At 37.9% G+C, this 20,672-nt stretch carries 19 protein-coding genes and 3 pseudogenes; 2 read left to right on the top strand and 20 right to left on the bottom strand.

Going from position 1 to position 20,672, the window contains the following annotated elements; genetic code table 11:
* Window positions 1-38: 38 nt before the first annotated feature.
* The 6 genes and pseudogenes from WG932_RS08845 to pdeM all read right to left on the bottom strand — a co-directional run.
* Window positions 39-899, bottom strand: a pseudogene (locus WG932_RS08845) (bifunctional riboflavin kinase/FAD synthetase); the annotation flags it as partial.
* Window positions 886-1,575, bottom strand: a complete 690-nt coding sequence (truB, locus tag WG932_RS08840) for a tRNA pseudouridine(55) synthase TruB (protein ID WP_483087687.1) — start codon at window positions 1,573-1,575, stop codon at window positions 886-888. The gene truB and the pseudogene WG932_RS08845, both read right to left, overlap by 14 nt.
* Entirely contained in the window at window positions 1,575-2,369 is a 795-nt protein-coding gene (locus WG932_RS08835) for an undecaprenyl-diphosphate phosphatase (RefSeq protein ID WP_014022834.1), read from the bottom strand. The genes truB and WG932_RS08835 overlap by 1 nt, the downstream gene beginning before the upstream one ends.
* Before the next feature lie 6 nt (window positions 2,370-2,375).
* Entirely contained in the window at window positions 2,376-2,534 is a 159-nt protein-coding gene (locus WG932_RS08830) for a hypothetical protein (RefSeq protein ID WP_483087686.1), read from the bottom strand.
* Between the two features lie 49 nt (window positions 2,535-2,583).
* Window positions 2,584-3,390 (bottom strand): cell division protein FtsX, encoded by an 807-nt coding sequence (locus tag WG932_RS08825; protein WP_483087685.1) that lies wholly within the window; start codon window positions 3,388-3,390, stop codon window positions 2,584-2,586.
* A 125-nt stretch (window positions 3,391-3,515) separates the two neighbouring features.
* Window positions 3,516-4,220: a ligase-associated DNA damage response endonuclease PdeM gene (pdeM, locus tag WG932_RS08820; RefSeq protein ID WP_483087684.1), complete on the bottom strand. Its 705-nt coding sequence runs from the start codon at window positions 4,218-4,220 to the stop codon at window positions 3,516-3,518.
* Window positions 4,221-4,543: 323 nt separating this feature from the next.
* On the opposite strand from pdeM, the gene WG932_RS08815 reads away from it, so the two are divergent.
* On the top strand, window positions 4,544-5,197 hold the full coding sequence (locus tag WG932_RS08815) for a hypothetical protein (protein WP_483087683.1): 654 nt from the start codon (window positions 4,544-4,546) through the stop codon (window positions 5,195-5,197).
* 40 nt (window positions 5,198-5,237) lie between these two features.
* Here the strand turns inward: WG932_RS08815 and WG932_RS08810 are convergent, their stop codons facing one another.
* The 3 genes and pseudogenes from WG932_RS08810 to WG932_RS08800 form a co-directional block, all read right to left on the bottom strand.
* Window positions 5,238-5,978 carry a c-type cytochrome gene (locus WG932_RS08810; RefSeq protein WP_483087682.1) on the bottom strand — a complete coding sequence of 247 codons (741 nt, stop codon included), beginning with the start codon at window positions 5,976-5,978 and terminating at the stop codon, window positions 5,238-5,240.
* Window positions 5,979-6,048: 70 nt separating this feature from the next.
* Window positions 6,049-8,651 (bottom strand): annotated as a pseudogene (locus WG932_RS08805) (PVC-type heme-binding CxxCH protein).
* Complete coding sequence (locus tag WG932_RS08800) at window positions 8,648-9,016, bottom strand: DUF6807 family protein (RefSeq protein ID WP_483087681.1); 369 nt, start codon at window positions 9,014-9,016, stop codon at window positions 8,648-8,650. Before WG932_RS08800 ends, WG932_RS08805 begins: the two are co-directional and overlap by 4 nt.
* Window positions 9,017-9,398: 382 nt before the next feature.
* On the opposite strand from WG932_RS08800, the gene WG932_RS08795 reads away from it, so the two are divergent.
* Window positions 9,399-10,238 carry a LamG domain-containing protein gene (locus WG932_RS08795; protein ID WP_242067742.1) on the top strand — a complete coding sequence of 280 codons (840 nt, stop codon included), beginning with the start codon at window positions 9,399-9,401 and terminating at the stop codon, window positions 10,236-10,238.
* A 205-nt stretch (window positions 10,239-10,443) separates the two neighbouring features.
* Here the strand turns inward: WG932_RS08795 and WG932_RS08790 are convergent, their stop codons facing one another.
* From WG932_RS08790 to WG932_RS08740, 11 genes and pseudogenes are all read right to left on the bottom strand, one after another.
* Complete coding sequence (locus tag WG932_RS08790) at window positions 10,444-10,899, bottom strand: hypothetical protein (protein ID WP_483087680.1); 456 nt, start codon at window positions 10,897-10,899, stop codon at window positions 10,444-10,446.
* 369 nt (window positions 10,900-11,268) lie between these two features.
* Complete coding sequence (locus tag WG932_RS08785; RefSeq protein ID WP_483087679.1) at window positions 11,269-11,658, bottom strand: DUF1569 domain-containing protein; 390 nt, start codon at window positions 11,656-11,658, stop codon at window positions 11,269-11,271.
* A 137-nt stretch (window positions 11,659-11,795) separates the two neighbouring features.
* Window positions 11,796-12,377 (bottom strand): O-methyltransferase, encoded by a 582-nt coding sequence (locus tag WG932_RS08780; RefSeq protein ID WP_483087678.1) that lies wholly within the window; start codon window positions 12,375-12,377, stop codon window positions 11,796-11,798.
* Window positions 12,378-12,434: 57 nt separating this feature from the next.
* A complete protein-coding gene (locus WG932_RS08775; protein WP_483087677.1) occupies window positions 12,435-13,250 on the bottom strand; it encodes an alpha/beta hydrolase in 816 nt (271 codons plus the stop codon).
* 177 nt (window positions 13,251-13,427) lie between these two features.
* The gene (locus WG932_RS08770) at window positions 13,428-13,970 is read right to left on the bottom strand and encodes a DUF1697 domain-containing protein (RefSeq protein ID WP_483087676.1); all 543 of its coding nucleotides are present in this window, start codon (window positions 13,968-13,970) and stop codon (window positions 13,428-13,430) included.
* Between the two features lie 310 nt (window positions 13,971-14,280).
* The gene (locus tag WG932_RS08765) at window positions 14,281-14,877 is read right to left on the bottom strand and encodes a YdeI/OmpD-associated family protein (protein ID WP_483087675.1); all 597 of its coding nucleotides are present in this window, start codon (window positions 14,875-14,877) and stop codon (window positions 14,281-14,283) included.
* A 298-nt stretch (window positions 14,878-15,175) separates the two neighbouring features.
* Window positions 15,176-16,512, bottom strand: a pseudogene (locus WG932_RS08760) (aldehyde dehydrogenase family protein).
* A gap of 56 nt (window positions 16,513-16,568) precedes the next feature.
* Window positions 16,569-18,209, bottom strand: coding sequence for an acetolactate synthase large subunit (locus WG932_RS08755; RefSeq protein ID WP_483087674.1), 1,641 nt, complete (start codon window positions 18,207-18,209; stop codon window positions 16,569-16,571).
* A gap of 86 nt (window positions 18,210-18,295) precedes the next feature.
* Entirely contained in the window at window positions 18,296-19,267 is a 972-nt protein-coding gene (locus tag WG932_RS08750) for a nucleoside hydrolase (protein ID WP_483087673.1), read from the bottom strand.
* Window positions 19,268-19,284: 17 nt separating this feature from the next.
* Complete coding sequence (locus tag WG932_RS08745; RefSeq protein WP_483087672.1) at window positions 19,285-19,755, bottom strand: sodium:solute symporter family transporter; 471 nt, start codon at window positions 19,753-19,755, stop codon at window positions 19,285-19,287.
* A 26-nt stretch (window positions 19,756-19,781) separates the two neighbouring features.
* Window positions 19,782-20,660 carry a sodium:solute symporter family transporter gene (locus WG932_RS08740; RefSeq protein WP_483087671.1) on the bottom strand — a complete coding sequence of 293 codons (879 nt, stop codon included), beginning with the start codon at window positions 20,658-20,660 and terminating at the stop codon, window positions 19,782-19,784.
* Window positions 20,661-20,672: the final 12 nt, after the last annotated feature.

The following is a 20,672-nucleotide window of genomic DNA, read 5'->3' as shown; positions in this document are numbered from 1 at the left end:
TGGTCTATTTTTAATTGCTCGGTTAGGGCTGCTAGGCTTTCAAATTTTTTTTCGGGTCTTAAAAATTCTAACAATTCTAGGTTTATTGTTTGGCCGTAAATATCTCGATTAAAATTCAATATATTTACTTCTATGTTCTTTCGTTCTCCGGAAACCGTAGGGCGCATGCCAATATTTAGCATTCCTTCATATTGTTTCTTGTCAATATTTACCTTGACAAGATAGGCACCATCCATGGGGATCAATTTATTGGGCTCATTAAGTTGTATATTTGCAGTGGGAAATCCTATGGTTCTGCCAATTTTATCTCCTTCTATTACTTTTCCTTGAAGGTTGTATGGCCTTCCTAAAAATTCATTTGCCTTGACTATGTCTCCTGATTTTAATGCTTTCCTTATTTTGGTGCTACTAATCCCAATATTATCAATATCCTCTCTAGGAATCTCTTCCAGATCAAAATTATACTTGTTTTGCTCTGCATGAAGGTGGGCAAAACTACCCTCTCTTCCTCTACCAAACCTATGGTCATAACCAATGACCAGTTTTTTGGTTTTTATTTTTTTGACCAAAATGTTTTCAATAAAATCCTTTGATTCCATCATCGAAAATTCTTTGGTAAAAGGAATACTAATAAGATGATCTACACCAAATTCCTCTAAAAGTGCAGCCTTTTCCTCAAAACTGTAAAGCAATTGAATTCCATGGGATTCAGGAAAAAGCACCATTCTAGGGTGTGGCCAAAAGGATACCAAAACGGATTCTCCATGAATGGACTTTGCAATATTGTTGATTCTTTTTAGAATTTTTTGATGACCCAAGTGAACGCCATCGAAAGAACCGATGGTAACTACAGGCCGTTGAATGTCAGGAAAATCAGCAAGAGATTTATAAATTTTCATTTTGCTCTTTTTTGATTTTTTCTATCAATTGCTCTAGTTGCCAAGCATTCTTAAGTTTAAATTCCCCTATGGCATCTCGCCTGAGGGCTGACATATAGGCACCTACCTCCAATTTGTCTCCCAAATCTCTTGCCAAGCTTCTAATATAGGTACCTTTGGAGCATACAATTCTGAAATGGATTTCCGGAAGTTCTATACCTGTTATTTCAAAGATTTCTACAGTAACTGGTCTGGGGTCTAATACTACAGTTATTCCTTTTCTTGCTGATTCATAAACCCGTTTCCCGTCTTTTTTAATGGCAGAATGATTGGGAGGGATTTGCATGATATCACCGGTAAGACTTGCTACAGCCTTTCCTATATCTTCTCTGGTTAAATGGAAGGGATCAGCAACTGTTTTGACTTCCTGTTCTAAATCAAATGACTCAGTCGTTTTACCCAAAACAAATGTGCCTGAATATTCTTTCTTTTGTGCTTGATATTTTTCAATATTTTTGGTTTCCTTTCCTGCACAAACTATTAGTAGTCCGGTGGCTAAGGGGTCAAGTGTGCCTGCATGACCTACTTTTTTTATTTTGAGGGTATTTCTAATCTTCTTAACTACATCAAAGGAAGTCCATTGGTAGGGCTTATTGACAAGAAATACTTCTCCATATGGTTTTTGTTGTTTGTCCATCAATAATACGTTCCGGCTAAAATGGCCAGTATTCCTACAATAACACAATAAATTGAAAAGTACCTCAATTTACTTTTTCTCACCAACTGGATCATCCAAGTACAAGCAGCTAGCCCTGCAATAAAAGCTGCCAAAAAAGCAATGACCATACTTCCAAACTGATCACTTTGGTAAGTCAAATCCCCTGACAAAATATCTTTACCTATTTTCCCTAGAATAAGAGGAACCACCATCAGAAAAGAAAATCTAGCTGCTCTATTTTTATCTATCCCCAATAAAACTGAGGTCGATATGGTAGCCCCTGAACGAGAAATACCTGGAAGCATGGCAATAGCCTGAGCAATTCCTATAATGATAGCATTTATGAATGAAACCGGTTTGCCTGTATTTTTTGCTTTGTCGGCCAAGTATAATAGGAGAGCGGTGATCAATAACATAAAACCAACAAATACTACTTTCCCTCCAAATAATTGTTCTAACTGCTCTTCAAAAAGTAATCCGACTACTACAGCAGGAACCATAGAGAGAATAACTTTCAAAGAAAACATTGTTTCTTCGTTGTTTTTAAATTGAAAAAGTCCTGTTAATAATTCTGCAACATCCTTTCTAAATACGACAATTGTGCTTAATGCCGTTGCAAAATGGACGACTACTGTAAATAATAAACTTTCCTCGGGTAAGGAATTGCTTCCAAGAAGAGCACCGGCTATTTCCAAATGTCCACTGGAGGATACAGGTAAAAATTCAGTTAAGCCCTGAACAATCCCCAAAATAATTGCTTCAAAAATGGTCATTTTAATTTATTTGGTTTTATAAAAAATAGCGTAAAATTCAAAAAGAAAACCTGACAATACAAAAATAGGGCCCAGTGTTAACCCCATAAATCCAAACCCATGAGTGGTTTTGTCCAATCCTATAATGGCAAATCCAATAGTGATAATGGCTATCCCTATAAGCATGAGTTGATAATTTTTTTCGAAAAAGGCAATGGATTATTTTTCATAATGTTTAGTACAATTCGTCCAGTGACATGTTTAGGTATTTGTTGATAGAACGGTAGGTGCTGATCCAAGACATCAGTGCCCCTAATAAGATTAAGCTACCAAATAACATGGCAAGCAATTCTATATCATAAAGTAGTTGTAAACCTTCGATAAAGTTTTTACCGTATTCCAAAAGGCTAAATATTATGGCAGAGGAAAGTACACCTCCTAAAGCTCCATATAAAAAGGCACGCCATAAAAAAGGCCTTCTGATAAAACCCTTGGTAGCACCTACCAGTTGCATGCTTCGGATTAAAAAGCGTTGTGAAAATAAAGCAAGCTTTATCGTGTTACTAATTAAAATAACAACGGTTACCAGTAAAATTAAGATTAAAGCCCCCATTACTATCCCTACTTTTAACAGATTTTCGTTGATTGAAGCAACAACATCTTGCATATAAGTCACTTCAAATACTCCGGGGGTAGCTTCTATTTCTTTGACAATCTGCTGAATTTTCTCGGATGTTTGAAACTCTTCATTTATAGAAAAGGTGAAAGAATCTCTTAGGGGATTGTCATCCAAAAACTGGTTGAAATCTTCTCCTACCTCTTGGAGAAAAACTTCTGCAGCTTCATCTTTACTGGTGAAGTGCAAAACAGGAGCCTCCTCTTTCTGTAAGACATAAGGCTTTTTCCTCATTTCCTCAATGAGTTTATCAATAGAGGTCTCCGGTAGGTCTTTGTTAAGAAATACCTGCACCTCAATGTTTTCACGAATGATAGAGGTGAGTTTTTTTGCCTGAATGGCAATGACCCCAAATATACCCATCATCAGCAAAGATAGGGTGATACTGAATAATACGCTGGCAAATTTATAACTTCCCAGCCTCGTCTTTTTCTCTTAAATTTGGCCATCACATAATTATGTGTTTGTCAAAATTAATCAGGTATATTTACTTAACCAACCTTATTATTTAATTTGATTGGAATTACCTTTTCAGGGGTGGCCACCATTACACATTCTGCTGTTTTTAAATCCATACTATATAGGCCGGTAAATTGACCAAATGCCGGCATAATCAGGGTGTTGTTTTTGTAATAAAACGCAGGTAATCTGAATTTTTGTATGCTACTTTTTCTTATCACAATTCCCGGATGAATATGCCCACAAATATTCAATGACCCTTTTTGCAGCCCTTTTTGTGGCTCATGACTTAATATTAAATTTCCAAGTAATAAATTGCCCTTATGTATTTTTAAAGTGCTACCCTGGTACAGGGTTTTCGGCAAGATATCATGATTTCCCATTACCAAATGAAAATTTAGTTGAGGGAATAATTCAATAAATTCAAGTAAAGTAAACCAACTTTCATTGCTTTCACTATGAAATAGATCACCTAGAAAGATGACTGTGGAGGCACCAGTTTTATCCAAAAGGTTACTAATTCTATGGAAATCATCTAAATGAATACTTTCGGGAACAGGAATTCCGGCTTTTCTAAAATGAGCAGCTTTGCCAAAATGGGTGTCGGCCAATAAAAGGGCATTCTCTTGCTCTAACCAAATGGCTTTCTCCTTCATTAAATGAAGGGTAACCAACTCATGTTGCCATATGTATTTTCCGTCTATGTCTGCTGCCAAAGGATTAAAAATCTTTGGCACAAAGATAGCTATTTCTATTGATGATTAATATCAATACAATAGTATACCAATTAAGGTTAGCGAATCATTTGAGATATTTACACGGATTAATTAAAGAAAACGTATTGGGCTTTTTGGTTTTCGCTAAAAACCCTAGAATAATATCGAGGGAAATTGCGTTTTGCTTAATAGATATGCAGCTTTCACTCCCTAGATAAAACCTTTATCTTATTCCAATGTTGAAAGGTTTTAGGATCAAAAACTTAAAAATTGCTTCTAGCAATTGTGGAATAACTATTGTTTTTCTAATGGGGTAAACTCGCTTCAAGGAAAAATATGTTGTTATGACTAATAGGAAATTGAATTTCAAAATGGACATTTACAGGGTTTTCTTTTTGGTATTATTGATTGGTTCAAGCATTAACAACCTTAAAGCCCAACAGGTAGAATTAAGTGGAGGACTGACAAAAAAGGTTTTATTGGGTAAGAATAATGGTGTCGCCAACCCTTCCTTAGGATATTCTTTTGGATTCAATCACCATATAAATGATTATAGACTTGCACATTCATTTAGTTATGGGTTTAATTTTGAATTTTTTAAGGTTTATAGAGTCAAAAGCGAGGAAATTCCAGGAAATCCATACCAGCAATTTTTGTCACCAAAAGCTTTGTTTCGCTATGATTATTTTATCAATGACCATATTTCTTTATTTTCAGGGGGAGAAATGGGATTTCAGTTTATTCATTTAAAATCTGATCAGGAGGTAGTGATTTCCACTGAAAGTTCGACTAACCTTTATACCAAGGCCATTCTCGCTCCTCAAATAGGGGTGAATTTTGAAATCAACCCTTACTTGGTCATTTATTACCAATTTGCTTATGACTTAGGGTATTTTATAGGGGACCAACCAAATTGGGGAGCACAATCCTCAAAATGGATACATATGCTGAGCAATTCTGCAGGTTTGAGGATAAAAATCAACCATGGATTTTACTAATCAATTTTTTTTTGGCTTTTTAAATAAGCCATTAAGTTGATTACCTCCTCCTTTGTAAGTGGTTCAAAAGTCTCGGAGGCATCAATGATACATTGGTGATCTCCTTACTCTGAATTGCTGATTTACTGATCTTTACAGGGGACTGTCCGGCAATTTTTAAAGTGATTTGTCGGGAGTTTTCCCCAACGATATTTCCGGTGTAGGTTCGTCCTCCCATAGTGGTGATGACAACCAACTTATAGGCATCCTGAATCTCAGCACTAGGCTCCAATACATTCAATAAAACGTAATCTGTATTTGCTCTATTGGATCCTGTAAGATCTGGCCCAATATCTGCGCCCTCTCCAAACATTTCGTGACATGTACCACAAGTATTCATGAAAAGTGATTTTCCTGCTTTAAGATTTGCATTTTTTAAGGCATCGTTTGTTACCATTGAGCGGTATTTTTCATAGGCATCCTCGTCATTGGGTACATGTTCAATAGGCCCCCAAACTTCCACAAATCCACTTCCAATCACCCGATGAAGTTGCCGGGCAAGGGTGACTGGTATTTCCTTTTTCATGATGTTCCCGGCTTTAATTTCATCTAGTAGAAGATTACCATATCTTGGGCGTGAAGCCAAGGTTTGGAGAATCTTGATTTTATTTTCAGAACTGGTATGAGGGTACATGGCTAACAAAGCCTTACCTAATTTTTCATTATCAAAAGCTGCTACCGCCTTAATCGCCTCTTCTTGTAAATCTTCGTCTGCTATAAGACCGAAAAGTAGTGGTATCAATTCCTTTTTTGACGTGCAGCAAGTAATTGTATGGACTTAATTTTTGTTGCTTTGTTATTGGTTTTATTTGTTAAACTTGCCAAGGCTTTTTGGGTGGCCTCAGCATCTCCAAATAAGGCCGCAATATCCTCAGCAAGGCCCTTTGTAGCGCCGTTTTTTTCAATTGGTTTTCCAAGCTTTTCCAATTTTCCGGAGCAACTAAATCCGTCCTTCCTTCCATTCCATTGATCATGCCTTCCAATAGCAATAGTTGATTTTTGGAAGAGGAAGTAATCGCATCGACAAGTTGGGTTAATGCATCCCCATCTACAGCCCTTCTTGCCAGGTTTTTTGTAAGCATCGGTATTTCAGATCGTTGGGCCAATTCCAAGAACCTTTTTTCATCCTTCTTTATTAAATCTAAAATTCCAAACCATATGAGTTTGGGAATATTGTGATCGTTTTGGTCTTCTTTTCGAGAAATTAAATGAGTAGCTAGTTCCCATTTCCAGTCCTCAGGAACTCTTTGCAAGGCTGAAGCTAAATACAGCCGAACAATAGGGGAGGGATCTGATTTTGCCATCTGTATCAAAATATCTTTGGCTCTTTGCTGAGGGTTTTTGCTTTCACACATCAATTGAACGGCCCAGGATCGAATATAAGGATCCTTGTCATCCAAAGAGGAGAGCAAGGTTATTCCCTCCAAAGTATTGGTTTGATGCATAGTCCATAGGGCTCTTAACCGTAAATCAGTTGGGTTTGAACTTATGAAAAGTGCTTTCAATGCTGTGACGGCATCTGTTTCAATTGAACCATCATAGGCCCGTTTTTGGAGAATTCCCCTGGCTCTTCTTGCATGCCAGTCACTTTCACTTCTTTGTAAGCCCACGAGCTCTAGGTCTGAAAGAAGGTTGAGGTCAGTATACCTTCCATCCCAATTTTTGGCCTGATTGTTTTGAGGCATAATTCTGAAAACCCGGCCTGTTTCACTATTAAGGACTTCTTGTCCACAGATATCCGCATCATGCCAGTCCAATACATAAAGTCCTCCCTCAGGGCCTATCTCCATACTAAAACCTACCCATTGAGCATTGTTTGCCATGAGGAAATTATCTGAATGCTTACCAATAAAACCTGATCCATTGATTACTAAACTGTCGGATAAAACAGCATGTTCGTGAATATTTGCCATAAATATTTTCCCTTGTTCCTCTCTAGGAAAAGCGTCTGATTGATAAATCCTTGCTCCGCCATGGGCAGACCGGTGGCTATGGTCGGTAATTGTTTTAATGTCTTCATAAACATAAGGGTTAAAATGTTGTCCTCCTTGCCGATGATAAATTCCACCCGGTATCACATGCCAAAGGTGGGGAATTACACAGGCCGACATGATGAGTTGGCCCTTGGCATCGTAATCAATTCCCCAAGGGTTACTAAAGCCATGAGCTACTACCTCAAAATTGTGCTTGGTGGGGTGATAGCGCCAAACACCTCCATTAATGTCCACCCCATCAGCCTCAAGTAGGTCTTTCGGAAATGGATCTTTATGGTAATAAAGCTTTGCTTTTTCTTCTTTTGTAGGTTTCCTGATTTTTGAAGGTGTAGCAAAGCCTTGAAGCCCATAAAGCCATCCATCCGGCCCCCATTGAAGACTATTCAATGTTTCATGGCGGTCCCTTATTCCCCATCCGGTAAGTAAAACTTCAATATTCTCTACATCTGCTTTGTCATCTTGGTTTTTGTCAGGAATGAAAAGAAGGTTTGGTGGTGCGCCTACAAAAACTCCATCAAATCCCACTGCCAATCCTGCAGGAAATGCCAAGCCTTCCATAAATACTTTTTTCGATCTGCCGTTCCATCACCATCAGTGTCTTCTAGTATCAGGATACGGCTGTTACCATTGTTTGAAAAGCCATGTTGCCGCGATTCATAATCTTTGTTTTCAGCAATCCATAGACGTCCTTTATCATCCCAGCAAAAAGCCATCGGCTGGGTAATCATGGGCTCCGAAGCAAAAACATTAACTTTATAACCAGGTTTAACAGTCATTTCCTCAACTGCCTTGTCAGGAGTTAAAAACTTGGCTTTTCGGCCCTCGTCTCTTGCCATTTGCCATAAAGAAGCAGTATTGTACATCCCTTCTCTTCCGGTATATGTGGCCCAAGCCTCCGTTATTTCCACATCATTGAATGCTTTGGTATAGAACAACAATCGATGTTTAATTATTTGAGTAGCCCCACTATCGATTTTCCACTCTCCGTCACGTGTATATGCAGGCCCAAGACCAAACTGTTGGTCTACTCTCCATTTTTGTGGATAGCCTTTGTTATCAGGATGATCAAATACTGCAATATTGGCCATGTCTGTTCTGCCTTCAACCTGCATTCCCACGTTTACCCACATGGAATGTTCTCCTTCTGCTTTTTCGTTGACTTGCCGGGCAGTATTGGTGACGGCTGCCTCTATTCCTTCCTTCCAAGGCATTCTTATAAAAAGTCCTCCATAATCGTATTTCCCAAGGTTTATGTCTTGGACGGCATACCCACGCCACTCCAAATCCAGTAAATATTCTTCCCCCTGCACCGTTAGACTCCAGGTTTGAGTTTCTGTCATCAATGGCTTCCCTATACTATCCAGCATTTCATATACTGTTTGCCAAGAAACATTTTCACCTTCATTTTCCAAAATGTTCACAGCCACTTTTTCCAATGATCCGCTCCCGGGTTATGGAAAAAATCACGTTGGTTTACTCTTGTGAATCCCCAATATATCCCTGTTTGGTGTTGGTGGTGGTCAGGACTCTTTTCTGTAAGAATTCCTTTTCCATCCGGAGCTACTATGGGGTGAATATAGGGTCTGAATTGTGCTTTTACTTCTTGAACCAAAAATGGTTCATCAGGATTTGTTTTTTTATAGATCTTCAACTGTTCGCCTGAGTTGTCCATCAAGATTTGGAGTACATTGGATGTATCAACAGCCTGAATATTCTTGTTGTTTTTTTCTTTACTGCAAGCGAATGCAAAGAAAATTACAAAAATGAAAAGATAGGTTAAACGCATGAGGTGGGTTTATTGGGATTCAAAATTACTTTTGGGGATTATCACACCATAATGGCTTTAGATTCTTTTTAAAATTATGATAAGCCAATAACTATAAAATTGCCATTAGAAGTTATTTTGTTATAAATAGAGCAATACAAGTGATCAATATAAATAATATTGTGTAGGATTTGAATTCTTAAAGATAAAACATTATCGAAATTTTTTATTCCAAATATTACTATTGTAGAAGTTGTTTTGAGAAAAAGAGGAAGTAATGACCAATAATTAAAATGTACTCCTTGTGGTGTAGCATCCCTTTGCTATATTTGATCAAATTAAAAAATTAATTGCGATGCGTTTTTTACCGGTGTTATATTTATCTATAGGTATACTTTTTTTAATGAGCTGTAAGGAAGACAATCATCTTGCTATTGTTCAAGAAATGGACGGTCTTGTTGCCCTTTGGGATTTTAAAGAGGAAGGGGGAATGGTAAGGAAGGCCTTTGGAAAGGGAGAATTTCCCTTGAAGGAAATGAACGGAGAGATTCAACGGTTGCCGGAAGGACCCCTGTCAGGCTATTCTGCGCTTATGGAAAATGAAGTATATTTTTCTTTGCCTCATGAGAAAACTGCTGATTTAAATATACATGGTAAAAACCAAGGCGTAACAGTAATGGCATGGGTCAAATGGGAAGGGAAAACCGGCTTCGTTGGTGGTATGTGGAACGAATATACTGACGGTGGCAAACGGCAGTATGGGCTATTTGTAGACCTTCCGCATTACAATGGTGCCTCCCAAGTTTGTGGTCATATTTCATATTCAGGAGGGCCTACTCCTCCCTTTCCCTACAGTTGTGATTATGCAGCTAGTAAGCAAAAACTTACCAAGGGTAAATGGCATTTTATTGCTTTTAGTTATGATGGGAAATACATAAAGGCCTATTTGGATGGAGATTTTCAGAAAAGGGCTCCTGAGCCTATCAAAAATACCAAAGGTTTTGAAGGATTACCAGATGGATTGGTCCATTCTAAGAACCCTTATTTATTTAAAGATGGAATGGGGGACAACGGTTCTGACTTTACCGTTGGTGCTGTGGTGCTTTCCAGAGGCATGGGGAATTTTTTCAATGGACAAATTGGGGGATTGGCTGTTTTTGATAGAGACCTAACAGAAGATGAGCTAGAAGAAATATTTCAAAAGACCATGGTTGAAAACCCATTCTTAAACAAAGAATATTAACTTCATTTGCCCCCATTAAATGTGATTCTATAGGAAAGGACAAAATAAATGGGAGAGTGAGAATTTAATAACCAAGAGCAACACCGTTACCTATCATGTTTACTGTATATTTTATTATTTAACCAGTAAAAAAGCCATTATCCTAAAGCTTTATTTAGAAAGGGATCCGTTAATTTCATCTATTAAAAGGTTATCTAAAAGTAATTTATATTTTTTTGGCTTCGGATTTACTGTTGTAGGAATAGGTGTAAATTAGATTGTTCGGAAAAAAGGAAATTATTATTTGATAACTGAATTTAATAGAACTTATCGTAGGACTTATGCCATTAGGGGTATTGGATGTTTTTTCTTCAATGGGAACCAGCTTAATGGTTCTTACAGCAGGTAGTTTATTCCATTTCCCGGATTTAAACCCACAAAAAGAGAAATATTCCTTGATGTTTTTATTTTCCAAATCAATAAGCGTGCCTTCGTAAGTATTGATAATGATAAGTCCAGCAGAAAAAGCACTAATGCCCACCCACAAGGTCTTGTGTAGGTCATCGGCTGCTTCAATAAATACTGAACTTAGGAGTACCATAGCACTTGCCATTAATAGAATTGCACCTAAAAGGTGGATACCTGAACCTAGGTTCCTTCGCTTATAATTAAAAAGGTGCATATTGGTTAATTTAGGGTCAATCTATAATTCAACTACGATAATAACCTATTCTTGTGGGATTTAAAACTATATCGATGAATTTAGTTTCACTTAGCGTTGGTTTTTTCGTAGTCAGGGTATTATTTATGGATTGATTCCTAGGTAGAAGCATTGTGGGTTTTTAAGGATTTTTGCAATTTAGTCCATTGGTGACTATACATCTCCCAATTTATTATGTGCTATTTTCTTTGGTCTTGAAACAAGGGTAATAAAATGATATTAAAAAATTTAGGATAGAACCATGTGTTTTCTGACACAAACACTATACTCCGAATTGTGTCAAATGATGGTCAAGGTGTTTGTAAAACATGTTGTTCCACTCTTTTATGCTTAGCTTACCAAAAGAATTGGATTCTTTATTATCAAAGTTTTTTCACCCAAAGCCTGAGTTTGATTCAGATAATCAATAAGTCTCTTTCGTTCTTTCTCAAAATCTCTGGTATCAGTGATTAGGAAAGCAGGTGCTGTTTGGGAGTTGCGTTTGTAAGGTTTTTCACCTACCACAATATTTTTCACAAACAGCTTTAAAATAAATTTCATGAAGAAATTTGGCTTTGGATGTTTGTCTGTGTATACCATTTCATAGGTGACGTTGCAATGGGCAAGCATTTGTGGTGCAGTCATTTTACCCCATCCCGGTTGGCTGTCAGCTTTTAATTTATCGATCCTGGTGATTAATTGATCGGTGACATTTTTATCGAAAATATTTGGTAAGGCCATTGTATGAATGTGGTTAATTGAATGAAGGGTGAATTTTTATGCTATTTACGATTTTCAAATTATAATGCCTCCATTATACCGAAATAATATTGATAGCCTGAATTGGAATATTATTAAGTAAAGGTGAGGCAAGGCTTTTATTTTATTTTGGTCATAAGAATTACACCTGTTGACCAATTCATTTTTGTAAGGTTGAAATCTTTTCTTTCCTCTAGGATCTGAACGAGCTTTTCTGCTTTTTCAGCATGCCCAAAAGGCCAGTTTTTTTGAGGGTTCATGTCATCAATGATATAAAATCCCCCAAGTTTAACCATGGCTAATGTTTCATCGATATGGCTGTATTTACCAGGCCAGGCATCTGCAAAGATTAAATCAAATGGTGGTCCCTCATAATTTTCTATCCATTTTCCCCCATCTTCACATAGTAAAGAAAGCCTAGGATCTTCTGCAAAAAAGTCAGTTGCAATTTTAGTCAAAGTTGGATCATTATCTATGCTGGTCAGGGATGAATCCACAGATAAACCTTCCAACATCCACGCCAAAGACAATCCGGCCCCAGTGCCAATTTCTAAGATATTGGCATTTTTACGGGATGAGATAAGGGTTTTCAATAAGCTCCCTATGTAAAGGTCCGAAGGCATAGTAAATCCAATCTCCTTGGCTTTGGATTGAATGTTTGAATACAATTCGGGTATATCCTTAATTTGTGATTGGTCCATAAGCTTTGCTATTATTCAATAATTTGTAGTGATTTGATTTGTAAAAACCTTTTAGGCTTAATTTACTAATATTCTTTTCACTTCTTTGATAAGCAATGGAAAGGCAGGATGTGTCATTCCGTGTCCATATCCATCCATTTCGTAGAGTACAGTTTCCTTATGCCCCGCCACTTTCATCATGCGCATTAGATAAGCATTTTCTTCATATCGCCCTAAAAGTTCAAGTTCTCGATCGCCTGTAATGAGTAAAAGTGGGGGAGCATCTTCCCGGACATGATATAAGGGAGCATATTTATCAATTGTTGGTTGCTCGCCCGGAATGCCCTGCTCTTTACGGACAGTAAAATGAGTAATAGCATGCCCGCTAAAAGGGATCAATCCGGCAATATTGTTGGCATCAATTCCATGAGTTTGTAGGTATGACTTGTCTAAACCAACCATACTGGCCAAGTAACCCCCTGCACTGTGTCCGGAAATGAATATTTTTGTGGGATCTCCTCCATACTCAGCAATGTTATTGAATGTCCATGCAATGGCAGCTGCAGCATCTTCGATGTAGGCAGGGGCTTTTACATTTGGAGATAATCGATAGTTAACGCCAATTATTGCAAAGCCTTGATCTTTTAAAGCTACCGGAATCTCTTTTTCACCTCCGGTGATACCTCCTCCATGAAACCAGACTATAGTAGCAAAATCTTTGGTGTTTTTTGGATAATAGATGTCCAACACACAGCGATCTGATAAATAACCATCTGTTTTCCTAACTTTCTCTCCATAATATGGCAGGTTTGTTAACTGTTCGTAAATGATTTCCTGAGCATAAATGGTTGAAATTGAGAATGCAAATAATAGAATGAAGAATAATTTTTTCATGGTCAGGTAAAGGTTTATATTTTGGAAGTTTACGATTCAATGGAGGTCATGATCTCTTAATGAAAAAGGTTGATCTTGAAGGGGTGTATTTACTTTTTTTTGTTTTTGGTAGGTTCACCTCAAAATTAGGAGGCTGAAATTTGGCTAAGTAGAAGAAAATGAATGGTACTCTTTGATTTATTGACTTAATTCGCAGAGTTTCCTTACGGTTTTAAGATTTCTGGTGGTAGCTTTAACTTTCAGTTTACTTTCAAAAAAGTTATTGGTCAATTTGGATTGATGGTATTTCCCTTCACAATATATAAAGACATCCTTTCCCTCAATTTTAAATTTGTCTGGTGAAAAATCTAAGACTTTTATTTTAATGAGATTTTCTTCTGCCGGCTCCTGAGCTAAGAAGGTTATATGTAGAGGGGAAATATCTTCTTGATCGCCTTTAGAAAAAGGATTATTTGATAATGTTTTTTGTAAATTTTCGGCTGTTCTTACTATTACCGGTACCTCAAATCCAAATTTTTCCTCGATGGCCTTTTCAATGCTATTTGCAACTTTCAATTCATCTGCTTTTTCTGCTGATTTAAAGATAACATTACCACTTTGTATATAAGTTGAAATCTCCCTATACCCTAAATCTTCAAATAAGGATTTTAGGTCAACCATCAATATTTTCCTTTTACCACCCACGTTAATCCCCCTTAAGATAGCTATTTTCTTGTCCATTTTTTTAGTTAATATGTTTATGGCTTTAGATCAATTTTATTCTGCTCCCAATTCGTTCTGTCACCTCAATGATAAGGAATTGTCTTGGCTTCATTTTTTTACTTTAATCAATAGGTAACCCTCAAAAGCTTCCTTTAAATTGTTAACTGGTTGAAAAATACATCATTATTTTCACCTTTTGAACTTTTTTATATAATCCTTAATTACTTTTCTTCTTGCTCTAAACTTTTATACCTTCTCTAAAGAAATTTGAATAATTAAAGGGGCATTGGTGGGACTAAATCTGGACTTTAAAAAATACCTATACAAATCAATCATCCATTCCTAAGCCCTTAAGTATTTTATCCCTATATTTTTCTATTCTGGAATGCCTTGTTTTGGATTGTTTTGCAGCCGAGAAAAACAATATATAAGCTCTTTGCCTTCCGGGAGAAAGGGTTTGAAAACCTTTCAGTAAATCTTGGTCCTTATCCAGTGCTAGTTGAAACTCTTCAACAATTTCATAAGATTTTGTGTCTCTTTTCGGTACCTTTAATCCAGCCTCTTCAACAGAAATGGCTTCGTTTATCAGTGACTTGATATAAGTGGAACTTGATCGTATCTCATCTTCCCCGGTGAAACGCAATTGTCTTGCTGCTTGCACATTCTCAGTTTGCTGCACAAGTTTTTTATCCGGATCCTTTAAAAGTACTCCTTTAAAAAACAATAGGGCACAATATTCTTTAAACTCATGGATTAAAAGGATATTACTCCTTTTAGATGTATAATCCGAAGGCCAAGTATAACATGGCACGCCCCATTTTAATTCTTCAGAAAGGGGGAACTCAAGGATTATATTCCTAAATAAATTTAGTTCTTTTTGCCATTTTTTGGATTTATTGAAATAAAAATTGACCTCAGGGTTCATATGGAGTATTAATTTTGGTACCTGCTCTAAAATATCATATTATTTACTTTCAAACAAAAAATCTTTTTTAGTCCGTATTATGTAATCGGAATTCTCGGCCCTGACACACTTTTTGGGACAGTAGGTATTAAAAGTCGAAAATAACAACGATGGGACTGTTTTTGAAGGGATTCCATCAGGTAATAGAAGGTCTATTGCATATTTCGGGTTTAGGCCAGATTATTAACTAATCCTGCTTAGGGCAAAAAAAGCTTTCCAATACTATTGGAAAGCTTAAAAATTGATAATCTGGGAAAGATTATGGTAAGTACTTGCTCTTAAAAACCATTAATTTTTCTCGAGTCATTTCATGCATTGAGTAGGGGATTCCTCCCATTCCTTCTCCTGAGGCATCTCGGCCTCCAAAAGGCATCCAATCTACTCGAAAAGCTGTATGGTCATTTACCATCACTGCAGTAGCATTTAATTTTTGGACAGTATCTAGGGCAATGTCCAAATCCTTGGTAAACACTGCTGCTTGAAAATGAAATTCCAGACTGTTGGCTAAAGCAATGGCTTCTTCTCTTTCCTCATAGGCATAAACGCAAACAACGGGACCAAAGACTTCTTGTTGGGAGATTTTGGCTTCATTTGAAGGATTAAGTAAAACGGTAGGCTCATAACAAGTGTCACTGATTTTCTTGCCTCCGCATAATAGTTTAGCACCTCCGGAAATGGCTTCTTTTACCCATTCATCGACTCGATCAACTTCTTCGGTTTCAATGAGGGGACCTACCTCCGTGTCTTCTGAGAGTGGGTTACCAACTTTTAATTTTTTTGCTTCAGCTGCTATGTCATTGGCAAGTTTCTCTGCTATGGAATTATGGGCAAAGACTTTTTGAACAGAGACACATACTTGGCCGGCATGGTAAAAGCCACCTTTAACCAGTAATGGCAACATTTCTTCAAATGGCGAATCCTTTTCAACAATTACAGGGGCAGCACCTCCATGTTCTAGCGCACATCTGGTTCCCGGAGCCATTTTAGATTTCAATGACCAGCCTACTTTGGCAGAACCAATAAAGGATAGAAAATTAATTCGTGGATCTCCCACTAACTTTTCTGAAAGTTCATTGCTACAATGGATAGACTGAACCCAACCTTCCGGAACGCCTGCTTCTTTAAGAATTTCTACAAGTGCCATGCAAGAATAAGGTGTCTTACTTGCCGGTTTTACGATTACGGGACATCCTGCAGCAAAAGCTGTGATTACTTGATGAACAATTAGGTTCAAGGGGTGATTAAAGGCGGATAAAGAAGCAACTACCCCTATGGGCTCACGAATGGTAAAGGCCAATCTATTTATTGAAGACTCAGTAATTCCCATTGGGATTTGTCCGCCTTTCATATGAGAGATTTCCTCTGTAGCAATTTTTAGCCCATTTATGGCTCTTTTTACCTCAACCATAGAATCCTGATAGGGTTTTCCCCTTCTTGGGCAGCTATTTTGGTTAAGTCTTCTATTTTGTCCTCCATCAAAGCTCTCGCTTTTTCTAAAATAGCAATTCTTTTGTAGGCAGGAATCCACTGATCCCTGTCCTGAAATAAGTCATGTGCTGTCGCTATTTTTTGCTCCAACTCATCAACATCTGCCATTGGCAAGGTGCCTATAAGTGTTCTATCAAAAGGTGCATAAACTTTTAATTGGTCATTCATAGTTTGGATGTTTTTTCTTTCAACATTACATTTAAAATCGGGTGGTTTAAAGAATAATCAACCTTTAAGTCAATAACATGAACTCCCGAGCTATTGAGTGTTTTGTCAAGAATTTCCTGCAAATCCTTGTCACTTTCCGGTCGGTAGCCATGGGCTCCATAGCTATTTGCATATTGAACAAAGTCAGGATTTTTGAAGTCTAAACCAAAATCCTTAAAGCCCATATCTTCCTGCTTCCATTTGATCATTCCATAGGATTCATCATTCAAAATAATTACTACCATATTTAACCCTAAGCGTACGGCAGTTTCCAACTCTTGTGAGTTCATCATAAAACCACCATCCCCACAGATGGCGACTACTTTTTTATCAGGATATAGTAAATTGACACACATGGCTGAAGGTAAGCCGGCACCCATGGTTGCCAAAGCATTGTCAAGCAATAATGTGTTGGGATGATAACAAGTATAGTTTCTGGCAAACCAAATTTTATAAACCCCATTGTCCAAGGTTATTACATCCTTTTCACCTAGTTTATTTCTTAACAAATTTACCAATCGCTGGGGTAAGGTAGGAAAGCGTTCATCTTCAAAATATTTTCCCAAGTGTTCGGATACTTCTGTCTTTACTTTTTTATAAAAATCAAAGTTCCAGCTCTCTGAAGGTTTTATTGCTTTGGCAAGTTTTTCGACAGAATCGGTAATGTCACCAACAACGTTTAGTTGCGGGAAATAAACGGGATCGACTTCTGCAGGAGAAAAATTCACATGAATAACTTTTTTACCTCCCTGTTTCATAAAAAATGGTGGTTTTTCAATTACGTCATGTCCAACATTGATTATTAAATCCGATTCATCGATGGCAGCATGGACAAAATCATGAGAGGAGAGTGCCGCTGTGCCCAGGTATTTTGGATGTCTTTCATCAATTACCCCTTTGCCCATTTGCGTAGTGAAAAAATAGATTCCCGTTGTATCTACAAACGAGGCAAGGGCTTGACAAGTAACCTTCCTATTGGCTCCAGCTCCGATTAGCAATAGTGGCATTTTTGCATTCCCAATCATTTTTGCAGCTGCCCGGATGGCTTCATCATCAGATTTTGGCAACATATAGTCTACAACTTCAAATACATGGTCTTCTACATTCTCTTGCGCAATGTCTTCCGGGAGCTCTAAATGTACCGCACCCGGCCTTTCTTCAGTAGCTTTTCGAAAAGCCTCACGTACATTGGAGGCGATTACATTGCCATCAACAATCTGTTTGGTGTACTTGGTGATCGGCCGCATCATATCCACTACATCAATTATTTGAAACCGAGCCTGCTTACTTTTCTTTATTGGTTTTTGGCCTGTTATCATTAGCATAGGCATGGCTCCTAATTGAGCATAGGCTCCCGGAGTGAATAAGTTTGTTGCTCCGGGGCCTAGGGTAGACATGCAAACCCCGGGTTTTCCGGTGAGTCTACCATAAGTGGCCGCCATAAAACCGGCGCCTTGTTCATGTCTGGTTAAAATCAGTTTGATTTTAGAGCGGGTAAGCGATTCTAGAATGTCTAGATTTTCCTCACCCGGAAGGCCAAAAATATATTCTACACCTTCCTTTTCAAGTGCTTTTACAAATAAATCTGATGCTTTCATATGTTAAAAATTTATGGTTTGGGTTTATAATGCGGAATAAAGAAGAATACCGAATATGGATGTTCAAAAACCCATCCATTATTCAATCAAAAACCAGGCCTATAAATCCCCACCATTAATGCATCAATTATTTTGGCGATTTCTGTAGGTGGTACAGATTCAATCAAGTACTGGTGTGAACCCTCTGGCGTTTCTTCCCAAGCGTTACTTCCATCTTCATATACAATTACATTTCCTTTTGGACTCAGGTTCCAATATTTCTTATCAGATAAGGCCACCAGAATAGAAGTTTGATCCCAGCTTTGTCTTCCTTGGTACCCGTTGAATAATTGATACGCGAGGCTTACAGGGTGATCACTGTCTAATGCATGCTTTAAATAATCAGCTCCCGTGATAATATTATTGCCTATTTCCCATCCGGAAAAAATCACTTTTCCCGGCCAGTTTTTCACTGCAATTTGAGTGAACTCCGGGTCTGGTCGATAGAAGTTGGCCTCTTTTCCATTAGGAAATTTTCCACCCATACAAGACCATATTTTGACTTTCTTTTGGATCAGTTCCTTACCGCTTAAAGGACTTATTTGATCTGCTTTGGAATTAAGTAATTTTCGAATATTCGTAAGATGTCCTATGCTAATGATAATCACACTGTTGTCTGGCGAATTGACCAATAGTCTTCTGTAAAGCCGAGTGGCATCTTCCGGCTGCTTGCCATTTTTTAAGGGGTGAGGATAGTTTGTTGCCAACTGTTTTGTGTATTTGGAAAAGCTTCTCAATGCAATGCCTTTTTCAACACCTATAGGAATGTCAGGTCTATTGTAATAAGTGTTAATGGCTGCAGCACATCCGGCAGCATCTTTATCATCACTAGTAACTACCACTCCGAGGATTTTGATCTTTTGCTGGTTTTCCAAGGTGTGCAACATCGCCAAAGCACCTACATCATCTACATCAGAATCCAAGTCTGCATCTAGTATGACAGGAACCTGAGCTTTGGAATGAAAAGTAAATGTGAAAGCAAAAAATAAAATTAAAAATAGCTGTATGTTTCGGTTCATTTTTATTAGATAAAATTTTAGTTTGTTTTTTTAATAGGGAAGAGTAAGGAAACAATAAGTATACTTATTAAACTGCAAATCATAGAGAAAGTTCTAAATGGAAATTGAATTCCGTCAATTGGGTCTTCCATAGGGTAAGGGATAAATGGAGGTATGCTAAATATTGGTTCTCCACCACCAAATCTTAGAAAAATCCCGACTATGATTCCTGCGATAGCTCCTCGTTTATTTGCCTTTTTAAAATACAAAGCCATTACCAATTGTGGAAATAAAACCACATAAACAAGATCAGCGCATAGGTACCAAAGCTCGTAAACACTTTGGAGCGTGAGGGCAAGCCAAGTAGAAATAAGTCCAATTCCGAGAATGGCCAAACGTATGGAGTTTTTAATTTGCTTGTCAGAGCATGAAGGTTTGAGTAGTGGCCTATAGAAATTCCAGGTAAACATAGAGGCAGCAGATAATATAGAAGAATCCACTGATGACATTACTGCCGCCGCAACGGCTCCCAGCCCTAAGGCGGCAATGATTGGGGAGTCATTTCTAGCAATACGTAGGGTAAAACCATCGTGGCTTCCGGAGCTACTCCCAAGGAGGATTGGCTCCAATCAAATCCTACACCGGCAACTCCTATAAATATTGCGGGAATTGCCATTAAGGCACAACATATTCCTCCAAAAATAGATAATCTAATGGCGGACTTGTCTGAATTTGAAGACAAAACCCTTTGAAAATAAACTTGCCAAGGAATACCTCCCATTATTAACAACAAGGCAAAATCCAACCACACCCAGATGCTATTCCCCCAAGCAGGATCGGTTCCGCTGAAGGCGCTTAGGCTGGGGAATAAATTGAAACCATTGGTGAATTGTTGGTCATAAATATTAAGGGCAGCCTCAATTCCTCCAATCTTATCCAAGGCAAAAGGTATGGAAATGCCAAGTCCAACAATTATAAAAATCAGTTGGACCACATCTGTATATGCAACAGACCATAATCCTCCCATCATTGTGTAACCAATGGCAATACTAGCTGAGACAAGAATGGATGTTTCTAGGTCCAATTCAAAAATAGTAGCGAAGGTTATTCCTAAGGCAGCGAGAATGGCAGCACTCCAAAATACTTCCCCAATCAAGGCAGGAATAAAGAGTATAGCTGCAGTTTTTTTGCCATACTTATGTTCAAAAACATCAATAAATGTGGTATAACCAAAACTTCTGATTTTTTTAGCAAAAAACAAACCGCCTAAGATAAGGCTAAGTGCATAACCCCAAGGAGCTTGTGCCCATACCAGTCCTCTGGCACTGTCATAGACAGCTTCACTGGTTCCAATGATATAACCACCACCCACCCAGGTGGCTGTCATGGTGAAAATACCGATCCATGCCGGCATTCTCCTTCCTGC

The organism is Cyclobacterium sp. SOCE241 (assembly GCF_056867545.1).
The sequence above is the reverse complement of the archived record's forward strand: the minus strand, read 5'-3'. Positions and strand labels throughout refer to the sequence as shown.

Excerpts from the sequence above, each read along its gene's own strand:
- WG932_RS08825 (WP_483087685.1), bottom strand. The coding sequence starts at position 3,390 with ATGATGGGTATATTTGGGGTCATTGCCATTCAGGCAAAAAAACTCACC.
- WG932_RS08790 (WP_483087680.1), bottom strand. The coding sequence starts at position 10,899 with ATGCACCTTTTTAATTATAAGCGAAGGAACCTAGGTTCAGGTATCCAC.
- WG932_RS08765 (WP_483087675.1), bottom strand. The coding sequence starts at position 14,877 with ATGAACCCTGAGGTCAATTTTTATTTCAATAAATCCAAAAAATGGCAA.
- WG932_RS08835 (WP_014022834.1), bottom strand. The coding sequence starts at position 2,369 with ATGACCATTTTTGAAGCAATTATTTTGGGGATTGTTCAGGGCTTAACT.
- WG932_RS08830 (WP_483087686.1), bottom strand. The coding sequence starts at position 2,534 with ATGCTTATAGGGATAGCCATTATCACTATTGGATTTGCCATTATAGGA.
- WG932_RS08780 (WP_483087678.1), bottom strand. The coding sequence starts at position 12,377 with ATGGACCAATCACAAATTAAGGATATACCCGAATTGTATTCAAACATT.
- WG932_RS08775 (WP_483087677.1), bottom strand. The coding sequence starts at position 13,250 with ATGAAAAAATTATTCTTCATTCTATTATTTGCATTCTCAATTTCAACC.
- WG932_RS08800 (WP_483087681.1), bottom strand. The coding sequence starts at position 9,016 with ATGCGTTTAACCTATCTTTTCATTTTTGTAATTTTCTTTGCATTCGCT.
- WG932_RS08815 (WP_483087683.1), top strand. The coding sequence starts at position 4,544 with ATGACTAATAGGAAATTGAATTTCAAAATGGACATTTACAGGGTTTTC.
- WG932_RS08795 (WP_242067742.1), top strand. The coding sequence starts at position 9,399 with ATGAGCTGTAAGGAAGACAATCATCTTGCTATTGTTCAAGAAATGGAC.
- WG932_RS08745 (WP_483087672.1), bottom strand. The coding sequence starts at position 19,755 with ATGTCATCAGTGGATTCTTCTATATTATCTGCTGCCTCTATGTTTACC.
- WG932_RS08770 (WP_483087676.1), bottom strand. The coding sequence starts at position 13,970 with ATGGACAAGAAAATAGCTATCTTAAGGGGGATTAACGTGGGTGGTAAA.
- WG932_RS08785 (WP_483087679.1), bottom strand. The coding sequence starts at position 11,658 with ATGGCCTTACCAAATATTTTCGATAAAAATGTCACCGATCAATTAATC.
- WG932_RS08755 (WP_483087674.1), bottom strand. The coding sequence starts at position 18,209 with ATGAAAGCATCAGATTTATTTGTAAAAGCACTTGAAAAGGAAGGTGTA.
- WG932_RS08740 (WP_483087671.1), bottom strand. The coding sequence starts at position 20,660 with ATGCCGGCATGGATCGGTATTTTCACCATGACAGCCACCTGGGTGGGT.
- WG932_RS08750 (WP_483087673.1), bottom strand. The coding sequence starts at position 19,267 with ATGAACCGAAACATACAGCTATTTTTAATTTTATTTTTTGCTTTCACA.
- truB (WP_483087687.1), bottom strand. The coding sequence starts at position 1,575 with ATGGACAAACAACAAAAACCATATGGAGAAGTATTTCTTGTCAATAAG.